Source organism: Arthrobacter oryzae (assembly GCF_037911235.1).
GTDB lineage: Bacteria > Actinomycetota > Actinomycetes > Actinomycetales > Micrococcaceae > Arthrobacter > Arthrobacter oryzae_E.
In genome coordinates this window covers 1-15,106 of record NZ_JBBLYW010000017.1, presented here as the reverse complement: position 1 = coordinate 15,106, position 15,106 = coordinate 1, and the positions used below count along the sequence as shown (strand labels likewise).

Here is a 15,106-nt window from a genome sequence, read left to right as displayed (position 1 = left end):
CGCCACAAGTGTTCCCTGATTTACTCGTGATTTGCCGCTACTCGGTAAGATAATTGCGTGATTGACCATATCGACAGAAATATTTTGCGCCACCTGAAAGAGGATGGCCGGATGACGGCCACTGCACTGGCCGCAAAGGTGGGTCTGACCGTGGCGCCCTGCCACCGGAGGCTCCGGGACCTGGAGTCGTCAGGGGTGATCCGGGGCTACCGCGCGGACATTGATCCGGCCGCCGTCGGGCTCGGGTTTGAGGCGATCGTTTTCGTGACTCTGCGGCAGGTGGACCGTCCCACCATGGAGATCTTCGAGAACCGGGTGGCGGAGAACCCCAACATCGTGGAGGCGCAGCGGCTGTTCGGCTCGCCGGACTACCTCCTGAAGGTGATCGCGGAGGATCTGCCCGCCTACCAGCGCTTCTACGACGCCGAGCTCACCTCGCTGCCCGGCGTGGAGCGGCTGACGTCAACGCTGGTGATGAAGAACCTGAAGTCGAACGCCGGGCCGCCGGTCTAGGGGCGGCCCGCCAGGTTCAGAACCTTCCCGTCTCGGCTATTCGTGCCTGGGCTTCCGGCGTGTAGTACTCCTCGGACAGGAAGGCTGAGTAGATGAACGTCATCCGCCCGGTGGTGTGGTTGGACATTATTGATAGCGCAAAGACCGTGCCGGTGGCGTTGCCGTAGCCGGGGTTCCACGTTTCCTTCCCGGAGCCGTCCTTGAACTCCGGGCCAATGATCGGGGCATTTTTCAAGGGGACGATCCCGAGCTCGTTGGCGGCCCGCTCGATCTCGGGATTGGCATCCTGGGCGTCCGGGTAGTTGACGAAAATGTCGACGCGGGCCACCTTGTTCTCGCTTCCCCCGCCCCGGACGCGAATGGTGTCCGTTTCCATTTCGACCACACCCGTGGGCGTCGTCATGGCGACCTTCATGAGCCGGTCGGAATCGGTAGCGACCATGGCACCGTTGGCTTCCTCGTTGAGGCCTAGGGCGGTCATGTCCAGTGGCAGCGACGTGAAGTCTAAGCTCACCTTCCGGCTCGCTTTCATTGCCTCGATGCCGCTCTTGGTGAATTGGGAGTTTCCGCTGGCCACGATGGGCTCCTTTTCTTGGGAGGGGGTAAATGCGCAGCCAGACATCAGGAGCGCGCTGCATAAGAGTGCAGCTATCGAACGTGCCCTCACAACGCACCCACTACGGCTCGAACAGGAACTGGGACCATCCGGTACTCCTCAACTCGTTCGGGCATGGGTTTCACCATTTCACCGTACGGGTCTTTTTCTGCGTGCAGCCAGTCCTCGTACGCGGCCAGCGTGTCCTGATCGATGAGGGTCCACCGGTCGTCGCGGTTCGAGATGTTGCCAAGATGAACGTCAGCGCCCATCATCGGGCTCCGATTAATGTCGAAGTACGGATTCACCATGGGGAACATTTCATAATAGGATTTCGCTCCAACGATGCTCGGTTGCCCCACCACTGTCATGGCCGCAGTGAAGGCTTCACCTGTCCCCTGTCCCCGAATATTGTCGTAATCGTCCGCGATGACGTGGTTCTGTTCCTGGTCGGCCATGTTGTAGGACGCCCAGTGCAAGGAATCCTGCTGGGCGCGGGTCAGCTGGTGGTACCCCTCCGGCCCCGGGTAAGGCGGGACGGAATCCAAGCTGGTCCAGGCAGCCTCCATGAGGGGAGTTACCGCACCGGCACCTTTCAGCCGCAGGATTTCTTCCATGCCGCCCTGCTGGTACGCGAAGTGCTGTGAGCCGATGTCCGAGAAGATCTCCTTCTGCATGGAGAGGAACGTTTCTTCGTAGTAGGCAAGGTCGGACTCGCCCAGGGAAGCCAGAAGCGTGATCCAGCTTCGTTGCGCCGGGTCTGCGCCGTCCAGGTGTTCTGACAAGTCCTCGCCGGCTGCAGCTGCCTTGCGGAGAACAGCGAGGTCCTCAAAGCCGGCGATGAAGGTTGGGCCCACCTGGTTGGCCATGCCGATCCACTCCATCCGGGGATCGTGTTTGTAGAGCTCAGCATAGAAGGCGTACACCCTGTAGATGTCGGCCCGGTTGTAGTCAACGCCCTTGGACGGATCCCAGCGGTTGGGATCGATCCCCGCCTCACGCATTGCGGACTCGGCCCAGTACTGCTGCAGGAACTGCCCGTAGCCGTTCTTGTTCCCATAAGCGTCCAATGGAGTCATGGCGCCCGAGTCCACAAGGCGGTCAAGGATGCCTTTTGCGGCATCGGCGTTGGTCTGGCTTTGGCGGGCCCACTGCTGGAATTCCTCGGACTTCAGGTAGGCATCACGTTCGGCAGGCGTCATGCCGTTGAGCCGGTCCGTCAGTTCCTGCGCGGCGCCGTCCGTCGGAGAATTGCCGCCGATGCCGGGGCCGCCCGCGCCGCCACCTGCTGAACCGGCGCTGGCCCGGTCCTGCTGGTCGGCGTTCTGCAGCAGGGCTTTGGACGCGCTGTGGATGCCCGCCGCCGCAGCCCTGAGAGTTTTCGCGTGTGAGGCGTTCCAGTCGCTGCGGAAGCGGTCGCCGTCGTTGCCCTTCCAGGGGCTGGAGGCTGTGGAGACGCCCAACTGTTGCCCCAGCTGCTCCAGCCGGCTTGCACCTTTAGCCAGATCCTTCGCGAGCTGGCGTAGCTGTGCGACGTCCGCACCGTAGAAGTTCCCCGCCACTTTTCCCCCTGGTTCAAGTCCACGGCAAGCCTAACGGCCCTGGCGGGACGCGGCGATGGGGAGGGCTCCCCGCCACGGTTACCGCCTCAGGTGCCCAGGAGCCCGGTGGTGCGGTACGGGATGACCTCGCGCAGGAACATGCTGGTGGAGGTGCGGACGATGCCGGGGCAGAGGCGGATTTCCTCGGACACCCGGTAGAGGTCATCCGGGCTCTTGGCCACCACTCGTATGAGGAGGTCGGTGTCGCCGGCCGGCGCGTGGCATTCCAGGACTTCGGGGATCTTGCGCAGCGCGGCGATGGCCTCGTTCAAGTGGCTCTGGTCGAGTTCAGCGCTCACCGCTGCGGCCACGCCGCGGCCGAGCGCGGAAGGCAGCACACGGCTGCTGTTTGGGCGGAGGGCGCCCGACGCCGTCATCCGCTCCAGGCGCGACTGTACAGTTCCGCGCGCCAGGCCCAGCTTCTGTGCCAGCACCATGATGGGCACGCGGGGGTCGTCGTCCAGTGCGGCCAGGATCCGCCGGTCCGTGGGATCGAGTTCCTGCAATCTGACCACTTCCTGTCTGCTTGCTGTCCCTTGATTGATCAGTCTGATCAACAAAGTAGCAGCTCATTGCGCCAACTGTAGGGCTTCTGGTGAAATGATGGCAACAAGGGACGCAGGCCACCGCCGGATCCCGCAGGCTACAGGCACCCCGGAACACCACCCGGCCCCTGGAACAGGCTTCCCGCAAGGACGCCGCCGCTGATTGACACTTGTTCACGCATCGTCATTCCGCAAACACGGCAAGAGCCCCTGAGCTCCCGACGTCGGATTTCCGAAGTCATCGGTAGCTGAGGGGCTCTTGTGTTGTCCGGATTAGGCTGGTGCCATGACATCAGCCGGCCGTTTCGCCCCGAGCCCCTCCGGCGAACTCCATGTGGGGAACCTCAGGACGGCGATCCTGGCCTGGCTCTTCGCCCGCTCCACCGGGCGCCGGTTCCTGATGCGGGTGGAGGACCTGGACCGGGCACGTGCGGGCGCGGAGGCGGAGCAGCTCCGCGATCTGGCGGCCATCGGCGTGAACTGGGACGGCGGCGTCGTACGCCAGACGGAACGCGAGCCGCTGTATGCGGACGCGATCAGCAGGCTCGCTGCCGCCGGGCTAACGTATGAGTGCTTCTGCACCCGGCGGGAAATCCAGGAAGCGCCATCAGCGCCGCATGCCCCGCAGGGTGCGTACCCGGGGACGTGCCGGAACCTCGACCCGGCCGAGCGTGAATTCAAAAGGACCATCCGCCCCGCGGCGATACGGCTGCGCTCCGCAGTGGCCGACTGGACCGTGCAGGACCGGCTGCACGGCACCTACACAGGCGTGGTGGACGACTTTGTCCTCCGCCGCAATGACGGGGTGACCGCCTACAACCTCGCAGTGGTGGTGGATGACGCCGCGCAGGGGATCGACCAGGTGGTCCGCGGCGATGACCTGCTGCCCTCCACCCCGCGGCAGGCCTACCTGGCTTCCCTATTGAATATTCCCGTCCCGGAATATGTGCACGTGCCGCTGGTGGTGAATTCCGACGGCGCCCGGCTGGCCAAGCGCGACGGGGCCGTGACCCTAGCGGACCTTGCGGCCGCAGGTTGGGACGTGGGCCCGGTCCGGGACCTCATCCTGGAATCGCTCGGGCTTCCGGCCGGGCCGCTGCCGCTGGCATTGGCGGCCTTCGATCCCCTGGCCCTGCCGCGGGAGCCATGGGTGTGGCCCGGTGTGCCGGCGGTGGGCGCGTAGGCTGGAACCATGCCAGACACAGGAACCACGGACGCAAGCGTCCCCCAGCCACGATTCACTGTTGAGACGGCCAAGGTCCTTGCCGAAGTGGCCCACAACCGCCAGAAGGACAAGCTCAAGCGGCCGTACCGCGAACACGTTCTCGCCGTCGGGGACGCACTGGCGGATTTCGACGACGACATCCGCATCGCCGGATACCTGCATGACATTGCGGAGGACACCCCCATCACCCGGCAGGCGCTGCTGGACATGGGCGTCTCCGAACGCGCCGTGGACATCATCGAGCGCGTCACCAAGAGGCTGCACGACAACCCGGATGACTATCAGGCCGGCATCCGTTTCATCGCTGAGGACCACGACGCCACCCTGGTCAAGATCGCCGACAACGCGCACAATTCCCTGCCCGAACGCGTCAAGGCACTGGCTGAAAAGTGGCCGGACAAGCCGCCCGTCACCCGCTATGACGAGGCCCGGCCGGTGCTCTACAACGCCGTGCCGGTGGAAGAAGTCCGGATGATCCTGGCCCGGGTGAACCCCTGGCTGCTCGAGGAACTGGACGACCGCCTGGACGAAGCAGACGACACCGACTACGAGAACCTCTCCTACGAGTCCTCGCCCTAGCGGACGTCCTTCCAGAGGGCCCGCTCCCACGCCCGGGGGTCGTGGATGACGCGGGAATCGGTGTCGAAGAGCATAGTGGTCCGGCGCGCCTGGTCATAGCCGGGCCAGCCCGGATCGCCGGTGGCGGCGAAGGAAATCCAGGCCGCGTGCATGGCATCGGCCAGTTCCTGCGGCGGGTCTGTCCCCAGCAGCGGTCCGAACAGCCTGGAATCCTTGTCCAGGGTGTCGAAGACGAACGGCACTTCCACGGCGTGGACTGCGCCGAGGCCGGGGGCCGGCCAGGCGAACTCGTACATGTACGTACGCGCTGACGTGGTCGACGCGGCCATTGCATGGGCATCGGCCAGGCGGATCGCCGGCATCCGCACCCACCAGTCCGTTTCCACGGCGGCGAGCACATCGCCTGGCGAACTGTCCCGATAGTGTGAGCGATACTCGCGGTACGCCGTCTCGGCCGGGAGCCCGTACACGGACATGGGCGGGAAGCCGTCCACGCTGTTGGAGTCCGCCAGGTCCTGCTCCGTGACCTTCGCGATCACGCCCGTTATGGCCAGGAACAGCTTCCAGTCCTCAGTATTCGTGCCCGCCATGAGGTCCACCGTCGCGCTGGCGCCGGTACGAATCCGGTCAATGGGGCGCCGGGGAATGACATCACCGTCGATCGACGGCTGCCAGAGCATCATGCTCGCCGCTACCTCGTGTCCCCAGAGCTCAGGGTCCGGGTGGGCACGGAAATCCGCCTGCAATTCTGCCTGCGCCGCGAGGAAACGCGGGACGGGAACGCCTGCCATTGCCTCACGGGTTTGCGGCACCCCAAGCTTCTCGGCAAGGGACCGGCCGATACGGTGGGCGTTCTGGGCGGGGAGGACATGGTGGGCAGCGCCGCTCTGCAGGATGGCGCGCCGGAACAGCCCCTCCGCGCGGGGCATCGACAGGAGAACTCCGATGCTCATGGCGCCCGCCGACTGCCCAAAGACAGTGACGTTGCCGGGATCGCCGCCGAAGGCTGCGATGTTCTCGCGGACCCAGCGCAGGGCAGCGACCTGGTCGAGGAGACCGACGTTGGCCTGCCCGTCGCCAAGGTCCAGGAATCCGTCGGCGCCTACCCGCCAGTTGATGACCACACAGACGACGCCGTCCCTGGCGAAGTTCCGGCCGTTGTAAGCCGCCGTGGAGCCGATTTCGAACGCGCCACCCTGAATCCACACCATTACGGGAAGCCCGGTGCTGCCGGGGTCGGGGGTCCACACGTTCAAGTTCAGGCAGTCCTCTCCTGCCAGCGCCGTGTCCCACTCCGAGCCCGCACTTTCCGGGGGCGACACCTGGGGAGGGGAGGCTCCGTAGCTCGTCGCATCGCGGACTCCGCTCCACGGCTGGACCGGCTGCGGCCGCCGGAGCCGGTTCGCGCCCGAGGTCGGTGCCGCGTACGGAATGCCCAGGAAACGGTGCACTCCGTCGGCAATGCTGCCGCGCAGTGGACCATGCGCGGTCTTGACAACGCTGTCCATGCCTGCCACCTTCACGGCCGGGGATGTCTGGGGTTAGCTTCCACTCTGGCAGGACGCAGCAGTGCGGTTGAAGGGCCGAAGGTCACCCCTGCAAAGAGGCCCGTTCCATCTGCTCCAGCGCTGCGTTCATCTTGTGGGTGCCGCGCTTCTCGTCAATGACGATTGAAGCACCGAGCGCCAGCACGATCACCAGCAGGCAGACGGGCACCGAGACCCCTGCGGCGGCGAGTCCCACACTGCCCGCCAGCGCTGCCAGAACGCCGGCTGCCACGGCAACGACGGTGCGGTCCACGCAAATCATGATGCTGAACATCGCCGTGAGCGACGCCTTGAAAATCGCGACGGGGATGGCGATGCTGGCCACGGCCACGGCGGCGCTGATGTGCGCCTCGTGGTCAATGAAGTAGGCCGCTACATGCAGGCCGGCACCTGTTGCCGCGATGGCAGCGAAGATGGGGATGTGGCCGTAGCCGAAGAAGAATGAGCGGTGCCGCTGAAGGTGCAGGGCCCGGCCGGCGGGCAGGATGAAGTAGATCCACCACATGGCGAAGGCCAGGGCGGCTCCGCCGAAGCCCACGAGCGCCGCGTCCACGCTCCAGCCGTGGTTGGCCACGATGGCGCGGAGCGTTTCGATGGCGCCGATCAGGCATTCGCCGAGGGCGATGATGGCCAGCAATCCATAGCGTTCGGCGATGTGGTGCGCGTGCCACGGGGTCCGCATGGTGCGTTCGGCCGCGTACGGCGTCGCCATTTCCAGCACGTAGAGCGGAACGGTCATCATGATGGTGGTCGGCACGTCCGCCTGAATGAGCAGCACCGCGATCCAGCCGAGCTGCACCGCCCCCAGATAGGTTGCGTAGCGCAGGCAGGTCTGGCGGCGGGCGGGGTCCTGCCGGGCCGCCCGCAGCCACTGGAACACCAGGGCCAGGCGCATGATCACGTAGCCGCCCACGATCACGGCGTTGTCCACATGGTCGCCCTCCACCAGCGAGTGGAAGAGCGGCTCAATACCCATGGCCAGAATGAGCACGCCAAGCAGTTGGACCATCGTGACCACACGGAAGACCCAGTCATCGGTGTCATAGGCGCTGGCGAACCAGGTGAAGTTGATCCATGCCCAGATCACGGCGAACATCGTGAAAGAGAATCCCAGGAGCCCTGCGCCGAAATGGGCCTCGGCGATTTCGTGGGCGAACTGGCTGCCGGCCACGCCGAACGCAATCACAAAAGTGAGGTCGAAAAACAGCTCCAGCGGCGTAGCTGCCCGGTGCTGCTCATGCGGGTCGCGGCCGCCCATGCGGGCCATGGCGTGCCGGAGCGGATTGTTGGACATGGCTCAAAGAGTACCGCCGGGAGCGGCGGCCTCTCCAGACCGTCCCGTCCGCGCCCGCAGCATCAGCCCGATGTAGGCGAGGTCGAAGATGCTGCACAGTGCCCCGACGCCGAGGATCAGCATCGAATTGGCGTACCAGCCGAACACGAGGGTGGGAGCCAGGGTTCCAATCCATTTGGCGACGGCGATCAGCAGGGACTGGCCCCTGGACCCGCCGCGGGAAACGAACATGGCAATGAACAACCCGGACATCAGCAGGTTCTGCAGGAAGGCCGCGTATCGCGGGGCTGGATCCCAGCCGAACTCCGCGACAAACAGGAGCTGCACGGCAAAGGCGGTGACGCCCAGGAGGAGGGCCCAGCCGAAGAAGAGCTTCCGCGTCACCCAAGCGGGAAGCTCGGCCCGGCCGAACCTGAAGAACGTGTAGAGAATGACGACGTCCGCCAGCGCCCACACGATGTTAATAACGCCCTGGACGGACAACGCGGTGGCCACGGAACGCGAGGCGTAAATGGCCTCCCACGCGAAGTTTAGCGCCAGGGCTGCGGCCGGGATGGCGTTCGTCCTGTCCCTGAAGCCGACCCGGATCGCGTCGATGTACACGATCGTCCAGGCGATACCGCTGACGACAGTGAGGAACAGAATCACCCGGCCCGCTACACCCGGCCCAGCGAGTCGATGTCCTCGAGGAAGTCCTGGTGGACCTCCTTGCTCACCGTGGTCCGGGTGTCCGCTATCGCGTCGAGGTAGTCCTGCGTGGCGGGGCCCTTCCGGACCGCCTCGCGTACGGAGGGGCTGCCGCCGGAAGCCAGCCCGCCGTCGTCGTACACTGCCTTTTCCAGCGCCCGCTGGGACGCGCTCCGTGCGGCGTACTCAATGTCCGCCGGGGAGAACCCCTCGGTGCGGTCCACCAGCAGCGCAACGTCCACGTCGTCCACCACGGTGGCCGGGATGAATCGCTGCCACATGGCCTCGCGGGCCTGGCGGTCCGGGAGTCCGATGGGGATGACGTAGTCAAAGCGGCCGTGCCGGAGGAACGCGGTGTCCAGTGCGCGGATGAAGTTGGTGGCGCAGACCAGCAGGCGGCCGGGCTGCTCGCGGAAGGCCGGGATGATCTTCAGCAGCTCGTTGGTGACGCCCTGCAGCGGCGACGGCGGTTCGCCGGACCGCTGGGACGCGATCTCTTCCACTTCGTCTATGAACACCACGGCATGTTCCAGCTCGGCGATCTCCAGGAAGGTTTCACGGAGGGCGCCGGCGAGCCCCTTGGGATCGGCGGCGAGCCTGGAGGGGAATACTTCCACGAACGGCCATTCGAGCCGGGACGCGATGGCCTTCGCGAACGTTGTCTTGCCGGTGCCGGGAGGGCCAAAGAGGACGACGGCGCGCGGCGGCACCACGCCGAATTCATCCGCCAGGTCCGCCTCGGCCAGGGGGAGCACCAGCCGGCGTTCCAGCAGTTCCTTCTCGTTCCGCATGCCGGCCACGTTTTCCCAGAGGTCGCGGGCCAGGATGCGGCCACCGAGCAGGCCCAGCGGCTCGAGTTCCTGGCGCTGGACGGGGATGGTGCGTTCGAAGTACCGCAGGTTTTTCTTGAGGACGAAGCCGCGGCTGAGGAAGGCCTCCACCCGGGTTTCGGACTCCGGCATCAGCGCGGACAGCTTGTTCAGCCCGTGCGGGGCCATCCGGTTTTCGACGGCGGCCAGCAGCGAGGTGCCGATCCCGCGGCCGCGGTATTCGGGGAGGGTGGCCAGGAAAACGATCCAGCCCTGGTCGTGCGCGGCACGTCCGACGGCGGCGCCCACCACCTGGTCGCCCTGCACCGCCACCACGGCGTGGTCCTTTTCGCAGGAGGCCAGTACCTCGGAGAGCGCGTAGACGGGCTCCACGTTGGTGGCCTTGAGCGACTCCCAGAGGTGCAGGATGCCGTCAAGGTCGGCCGAATGGAAATCCCTGATCCGCCAGGTGGTCATGTGCGTTTCTCCCGAGGTGGTTCGTCGTTGAGCCAGCATGAACTTCTTAGCTGAGCATATGCGAACGCGCCCCCGCCCGGGGTTGCGGCGGCGTTGCATTACGCCGCCGGGCGGCCGCTAGGAAGGGCTGTGGGGACGGAAGGTGACCCCGCCGTCCCCGGACTCCAGGAGCCCGGCTGACGTGGCAGCCCACACACGGACGGTACCGCCGCTGCCGGCCGCCGCGTCAATGGCGTACACCTCGCCTGGCAGGATCCCGCGCGGAACCCAGCTGCCACCACCGTCGGGGGACTGGTGGACAGCACCGCCCGGCTCCACCCCTACGACGCCGTTGTCACCGACGAAAGCCACAAACCGGAGGACCGGGGCGGCCCGGTTCAACGTCCACGTGCGCCCGCCGTCAACGGACCGCTGCAGCCCTTCCGCGGTGGTGGCGAGGACTACATCACTGTCCGGGCTTCCAGCCAGGGCGGCAGGAACGAAAGATGCCGCCACCTTTTGCCATGACTTTCCATCAGCACTGACGCGAAGGGCGTCGTCGAACGCTACGATCCCGGACGCAGTGGTGGTCAGGGCGTGAAAGTCGGATGCACCCTGCCTGGAAAGGGGCTCCCAGGTGGCACCCCCGTCGGTTGAGCGCATCAGGCCCAGCGGGTCCGGGAGCGTTGAGCCCTTCTCCGGGTGGCCCGACGCGTACAACGTGCCATGGTCAGGCCCGGCAGCGAACCCCATGAGGTCGTGCCCGGGCCCGATCCGGACCGCCGGGTTTGCCGAGAGGTCGAACAGGCCGTCGTGGGTGGCCAGGAGCGGCTTGCCGGTTTCCCCGTCGACGGAGAGGCCATGGACGTGGCTGTTGGGCAGGCCCTGCTGAGGTACTTGCTGGCTGGTCTCTCCGGTGGTTGGCTTCTGGGCGGCCGAGCAGCCAGTCAGAAGCAGAAGGAGGCCCGATACGGCTGCGACGAGGCGGCCGCGCCGGGCGGCACGGGATAAATACAAGGCAGGCTCCAGCGGCTTGGGGTGGGTAAACGGACGGTGGCGCCGGACCAGGTGGTCCCGGTCCGGCGCCGGGGACCGGCGGACTAAAGTGTGGCCAGCAGGTCCTGCATCTGCTTTATTTCGGCCTCCTGGGCGGTAACGATTTCCTGGGCGAGCTTCACGGCGTCGCTGTTCTGCCCGTCGGCTATTTGGGCCTTTGCCATCTGCACGGCGCCCTCGTGGTGCGCAATCATCTGGGTGAGGAACAGCTTGTCAGCTTCCTTGCCCTGGGCGGCGTCGAGTGCCTTGAGGTCGTCGTCGCTCATCATGCCGGACATGCTGTGGCCGGCTTCGCCGTGCCCGGCCATGGCGGTGGGTTCATTCCAGCCCTTGAGCCAGCCGTTCATCTGTTCGATTTCCGGGCCCTGTGCGGCTTTTATTTTGGTGGCCAGCTCGGTGATGGCCGGGCTGGCGCCCTGCTTGCCGAGCATCATGTCGCTCATTTCCACGGCCTGTGCGTGGTGCGGAATCATGGACTGGGTGAACAGCGTGTCAGCGGAGTTGTGGCCCATGGCGTCAGCGCTGCCCGACGGTGCGGAACTGGAGCTTATGGCCCCGTGGTCCGCGGGCATCGTTGAGGGGCCGGTGGTGGCGTTCGAGCCGCAACCGGCGAGTGTGATGACGGCTGCCAGGGCAGCGGCTGAAAGGGTGATTGGCTTCTTCATGTGAATGGTGTCCTTCGGGAATCCGGCATGCGGCGCCGGGGAGGGGCGGATGCCTGGCTTCGGTGCGCGGGGGTTCAACGCGGGGAGCCGGCATCCAGGGGCAGGTGGAAGCACCGGAAGCGTCACGGTGCAGCTCCCGGTTTTACGTCCGGCTGATGGAGAGTTCGCCGGGCGTGGGACTGCCGGGCACGTGTGGGTAGGCGTACAGCGCCCGGCCGGTGTCCGCGGCCGGTTCCGGCCCGGCGAAAGATGTGGCGCCGGGGGGCGGCGCGGACAGGCCTGCGGTGGCCGGTGCAGGAATGCAGCTTGCGTGCGGGGCAGACATCTCACCGGTTTCGCCGGTGGAGACGCACGACGGCGGCGGTTCGGGTGCGCTGCTGCCCATGGGCCGGGCGGACGCCGGATCCAAGGCTGTGCCGTGCACTGTTCCGTCCGCCATGGCCGCGGCATGTGCCGCTGCACTCGGCGCCGCGGCGTGGGTTGCGTGGGTGCCGGCGGGAACGGCCGCCGAGGCCCCCGGGCCGTGCTTGGTGTGCGGGGACGCCAAGACGTGCATGCCGATGAATCCGGCCAGGATTGCGAGGACGCCCAAAAACAGGGCGGTCCGGAGCCGGCGACTCACAGGGAAGGATAGGGCACCGGCAATGTGGGGCACAGCGTTCTCCCTTCCCTTGGTATCGAGCGCAGTGGCTGTAGAGTCCACACCGTTCAACGAAGCGTGCGGCTCTTAGATTCCCAGCGTACCCATTGTTTTCCGCAGCGTGTCGGCCGAATGCTGCAGGGCGGCCAGTTCGCCGTCGTCCATGGGCGTATGCAGGACGCGGTGCACGCCGCCGCGCCCCACAATGCTGGGAAGGGACAATGCCACGCCGGAGATTCCGTAGGGGCCGTCCAGCACGGTGGACACGGGCAGGACGGCGTTCTCGTCCCGGAGCAGGGCTTCCACGATCCGCGCGCCGGAGAGCCCGATCGCGTAGTTGGTTGCTCCCTTGCCGGCGATGACCTTGTAGGCCGCCTGCGTCACTTCACGGGCCGTCTCTGCGAGGTAGTCCTGCGTGAAGATGCGTTCGCCGTCGTCCGTCCAGTCGCGGATGGGGACGGGGCCGATGGTGGCGCCGGACCACACCGGAAACTCCGTGTCGCCGTGCTCGCCCACCATGCTGGCATGGACGCTGGCCACGGAAACCCCGGCCCGGCGGGCAAGCAGCCACCGCAGCCGCGAGGTATCCAGCACGGTCCCGGACGAGAAGACGCGTTCCGGCGGCAGCCCGGAGATCTTTTGCGCGGCAACTGTGAGCACGTCGCAGGGGTTGGTGACCAGGACGTAGACCGCGTCCGGGGCATGCTGCAGCAGTTGCGGCATGAGCTGTTCGAGGATGCGGACGTTCGTCCCGGCGAGGTCCAGGCGCGTCTGGCCCGGCGCCTGCTTTGCCCCGGCAGTGATCACCACGACGTCGGCGCCCTCCGTCACGGCAATGTCGCCGCCACCGGTGACGGTGGCGGCCGCTGCGGCGAACTGGGTGCCGTGGGCTAGGTCCAGGACTTCCGCCTCCGCCTTGAGGGCGTTGACGTCGAACAGTGCGATGTTGCTGGCCGAACCCCGGATCAGGGCAGCGTAGGCCAGTGAGGTGCCCACGCTCCCGGCACCCACCACGGCAAGTTTGGATCCTGACATGAGTTACCTCTTCCCCGGCCCCGGAGCCCCGGGACCCGCGCTGATGTGCAACGGCCCGCAATGGCTTCATGCTACCGATTCAGGAGTGGCCGCACACCAGCGCGAACAGACACTTAAGCCCCAGACAAAAGCGCGAACAGACACTTGCGGCCCGTGAATCCGAAGATTTCGGGGCCGCAAGTGTCCGTTCGCGCTGGAAGAACCTTGAGGAGGGGCGGTTAGTTGTTGTCCCCCGCGCTGTTGTTTCCCGCGCCCGGGCCCGGACGGTTGGCCACGAGCGGGTATGGGCCGGTGAAGCCGTCGCGGACCGCGGCAAGCTCCAGGACCCGGTCCCGGCAGAGGCGCCAGCCCAGCATCAGCGCCGGAATGACCACCAGCAGCGAAGCGATGGTCCAAGTGCCCACGGGCGAGTCGAAGGCCATCAGGACCAGCACAGCCAGCAGGAAGGCCAGCGTGATCCAGCCGGTCACCGGTGCACCCGGCATCCGGAACGCCGGCCGCAGGAGTTCGCCGCGCTTGGCCAGCCGTGCCAGCTGCATCTGGCACATCACAATCACGGCCCAGGTGCTGATGATGCCCAGGGACGCTACGTTGAGGACGATCTCGAAGGCTTCGGCGGGAACGATGGCGTTGAGCACTACACCCAGGACAGCCACGGCAGCGGTCAGGGCGATGCCGCCGTAGGGGACGCCGGCCTTGTTCATGCGGGCGGCGAACTTGGGGGCGGAGCCGGTGACGGACATGGAGCGCATGATCCGGCCGGTGGAGTAGAGGCCCGCGTTGAGCGAGGACAGCGCCGCGGTGAGGACCACCAGGTTCATGATGGCGTCCACGCCCTCCACCCCGATGGAGCCGAAGAAGGTGACGAACGGGCTTTCGCCGGCTTTGTACGAGGTGTACGGCAGCAGCAGGGAAAGCAGCACCAGGGAGCCGACGTAGAACACCGCAATACGGACGATCACCGTGTTGATGGCCTTGGGCATGATCTTTTCCGGGTTCTCGGTTTCGCCGGCCGCGGTGCCGATCAGCTCGATCGACGCGTAGGCGAACACCACGCCCTGCATCACCACAATTGCCGGCAGCAGCCCGTTGGGGAACATGCCGCCGTTATCCGCAATCAGGCTGAAGCCCACCTGCTGGCCTTCCACCGGGGTGCCGAAGATGACGAAGTAGATGCCCACCAGCAGGAAGGTCACCAGCGCCACCACCTTGATGAGCGCGAACCAGAACTCGAGCTCGCCGAAGACCTTGACGGAGACCAGGTTCAGGCCGAGGACCAGGATCAGGGCCGTCAGCGCCCAGACCCACTGGTCAACGTCCGCAATGGGTGCCCAGTATTTTTTGAAGAAGTTCATGTAAAGCGCAACGGCGGTGATGTCCACGATTGCGGTCATCGCCCAGTTCAGCCAGTACAGCCAGCCGGTGACAAAGGCGGCCTTCTCGCCGAAGAATTCACGGGCGTAGGAAACGAACGATCCCGATGACGGGCGGTGCATCACGAGCTCGCCGAGGGCGCGGAGGATCATGAAGGCGAAGAAGCCGCACACCGCATAGCTGATGATGAGCGCCGGCCCGGCAGCGGCCAGCCGGCCGCCGGCGCCCATGAAGAGCCCGGTGCCGATCGCGCCGCCGATGGCGATCATCTGGACCTGCCGGGGCTTGAGCCCCTTGTGGTAGCCCTCGTCCTCGCGGTGGAGGGTGGCTTCGGAGGCGTGGGCGTGCGCCGGGATGGTGTGGTCGGTGATGGCCGGTTTCTGCGTGGTTGGCTGCTTTTGGGCAGTGTCCTGCTGGGGCTGTGTCATGGGAGTCCTTTGGTTTCCTGTTGGGGAGGAGCCGGAGGTGCGCTGTTCGGGGAGTGG

At 66.2% G+C, this 15,106-nt stretch carries 15 protein-coding genes; 3 read left to right on the top strand and 12 right to left on the bottom strand.

The features are described 5' to 3' along the window. Window positions 1-57: 57 nt before the first annotated feature. Window positions 58-513, top strand: coding sequence for an Lrp/AsnC family transcriptional regulator (locus WMN78_RS05040; protein WP_340532410.1), 456 nt, complete (start codon window positions 58-60; stop codon window positions 511-513). A 16-nt stretch (window positions 514-529) separates the two neighbouring features. On the opposite strand, the gene WMN78_RS05035 is transcribed toward WMN78_RS05040, so the two are convergent. From WMN78_RS05035 to WMN78_RS05025, 3 genes are all read right to left on the bottom strand, one after another. Next, window positions 530-1,090, bottom strand: a complete 561-nt coding sequence (locus WMN78_RS05035) for a hypothetical protein (RefSeq protein ID WP_340532409.1) — start codon at window positions 1,088-1,090, stop codon at window positions 530-532. Window positions 1,091-1,176: 86 nt separating this feature from the next. Then, a complete protein-coding gene (locus WMN78_RS05030) occupies window positions 1,177-2,670 on the bottom strand; it encodes a WXG100 family type VII secretion target (RefSeq protein WP_340532408.1) in 1,494 nt (497 codons plus the stop codon). An 86-nt stretch (window positions 2,671-2,756) separates the two neighbouring features. Then, a complete protein-coding gene (locus tag WMN78_RS05025; RefSeq protein WP_340532503.1) occupies window positions 2,757-3,215 on the bottom strand; it encodes an Lrp/AsnC family transcriptional regulator in 459 nt (152 codons plus the stop codon). Window positions 3,216-3,540: 325 nt separating this feature from the next. Between WMN78_RS05025 and gluQRS the strand changes: the two genes are divergently transcribed. After that, window positions 3,541-4,437, top strand: coding sequence for a tRNA glutamyl-Q(34) synthetase GluQRS (gluQRS, locus tag WMN78_RS05020; protein WP_340532407.1), 897 nt, complete (start codon window positions 3,541-3,543; stop codon window positions 4,435-4,437). Between the two features lie 9 nt (window positions 4,438-4,446). Next, window positions 4,447-5,058, top strand: coding sequence for a phosphohydrolase (locus WMN78_RS05015; protein ID WP_340532406.1), 612 nt, complete (start codon window positions 4,447-4,449; stop codon window positions 5,056-5,058). On the opposite strand, the gene WMN78_RS05010 is transcribed toward WMN78_RS05015, so the two are convergent. From WMN78_RS05010 to WMN78_RS04970, 9 genes are all read right to left on the bottom strand, one after another. After that, on the bottom strand, window positions 5,055-6,566 hold the full coding sequence (locus WMN78_RS05010) for a carboxylesterase/lipase family protein (protein ID WP_340532405.1): 1,512 nt from the start codon (window positions 6,564-6,566) through the stop codon (window positions 5,055-5,057). The two genes, WMN78_RS05015 and WMN78_RS05010, sit on opposite strands and share 4 nt — an antisense overlap. Window positions 6,567-6,648: 82 nt before the next feature. Next, a complete protein-coding gene (locus WMN78_RS05005; protein ID WP_340532404.1) occupies window positions 6,649-7,899 on the bottom strand; it encodes a low temperature requirement protein A in 1,251 nt (416 codons plus the stop codon). Window positions 7,900-7,902: 3 nt separating this feature from the next. Next, window positions 7,903-8,547, bottom strand: a complete 645-nt coding sequence (locus tag WMN78_RS05000; RefSeq protein WP_340532403.1) for a hypothetical protein — start codon at window positions 8,545-8,547, stop codon at window positions 7,903-7,905. Between the two features lie 8 nt (window positions 8,548-8,555). Then, a complete protein-coding gene (locus WMN78_RS04995; RefSeq protein WP_340532402.1) occupies window positions 8,556-9,872 on the bottom strand; it encodes an ATP-binding protein in 1,317 nt (438 codons plus the stop codon). Between the two features lie 117 nt (window positions 9,873-9,989). Beyond that, a complete protein-coding gene (locus WMN78_RS04990) occupies window positions 9,990-10,868 on the bottom strand; it encodes a F510_1955 family glycosylhydrolase (RefSeq protein ID WP_340532401.1) in 879 nt (292 codons plus the stop codon). Between the two features lie 83 nt (window positions 10,869-10,951). Continuing rightward, a complete protein-coding gene (locus WMN78_RS04985) occupies window positions 10,952-11,572 on the bottom strand; it encodes a DUF305 domain-containing protein (protein WP_340532400.1) in 621 nt (206 codons plus the stop codon). A gap of 142 nt (window positions 11,573-11,714) precedes the next feature. Further along, a complete protein-coding gene (locus WMN78_RS04980) occupies window positions 11,715-12,194 on the bottom strand; it encodes a hypothetical protein (protein WP_340532399.1) in 480 nt (159 codons plus the stop codon). Window positions 12,195-12,299: 105 nt separating this feature from the next. Then, window positions 12,300-13,247 (bottom strand): L-lactate dehydrogenase, encoded by a 948-nt coding sequence (locus WMN78_RS04975; protein ID WP_340532398.1) that lies wholly within the window; start codon window positions 13,245-13,247, stop codon window positions 12,300-12,302. Window positions 13,248-13,465: 218 nt separating this feature from the next. Beyond that, window positions 13,466-15,049 (bottom strand): amino acid permease, encoded by a 1,584-nt coding sequence (locus WMN78_RS04970; protein WP_340532397.1) that lies wholly within the window; start codon window positions 15,047-15,049, stop codon window positions 13,466-13,468. Window positions 15,050-15,106 lie beyond the last annotated feature (57 nt).

Excerpts from the sequence above, each read along its gene's own strand:
- gluQRS (WP_340532407.1), top strand. The coding sequence starts at position 3,541 with ATGACATCAGCCGGCCGTTTCGCCCCGAGCCCCTCCGGCGAACTCCAT.
- WMN78_RS05015 (WP_340532406.1), top strand. The coding sequence starts at position 4,447 with ATGCCAGACACAGGAACCACGGACGCAAGCGTCCCCCAGCCACGATTC.
- WMN78_RS05010 (WP_340532405.1), bottom strand. The coding sequence starts at position 6,566 with ATGGACAGCGTTGTCAAGACCGCGCATGGTCCACTGCGCGGCAGCATT.
- WMN78_RS05005 (WP_340532404.1), bottom strand. The coding sequence starts at position 7,899 with ATGTCCAACAATCCGCTCCGGCACGCCATGGCCCGCATGGGCGGCCGC.
- WMN78_RS04995 (WP_340532402.1), bottom strand. The coding sequence starts at position 9,872 with ATGACCACCTGGCGGATCAGGGATTTCCATTCGGCCGACCTTGACGGC.
- WMN78_RS04985 (WP_340532400.1), bottom strand. The coding sequence starts at position 11,572 with ATGAAGAAGCCAATCACCCTTTCAGCCGCTGCCCTGGCAGCCGTCATC.
- WMN78_RS04975 (WP_340532398.1), bottom strand. The coding sequence starts at position 13,247 with ATGTCAGGATCCAAACTTGCCGTGGTGGGTGCCGGGAGCGTGGGCACC.
- WMN78_RS04970 (WP_340532397.1), bottom strand. The coding sequence starts at position 15,049 with ATGACACAGCCCCAGCAGGACACTGCCCAAAAGCAGCCAACCACGCAG.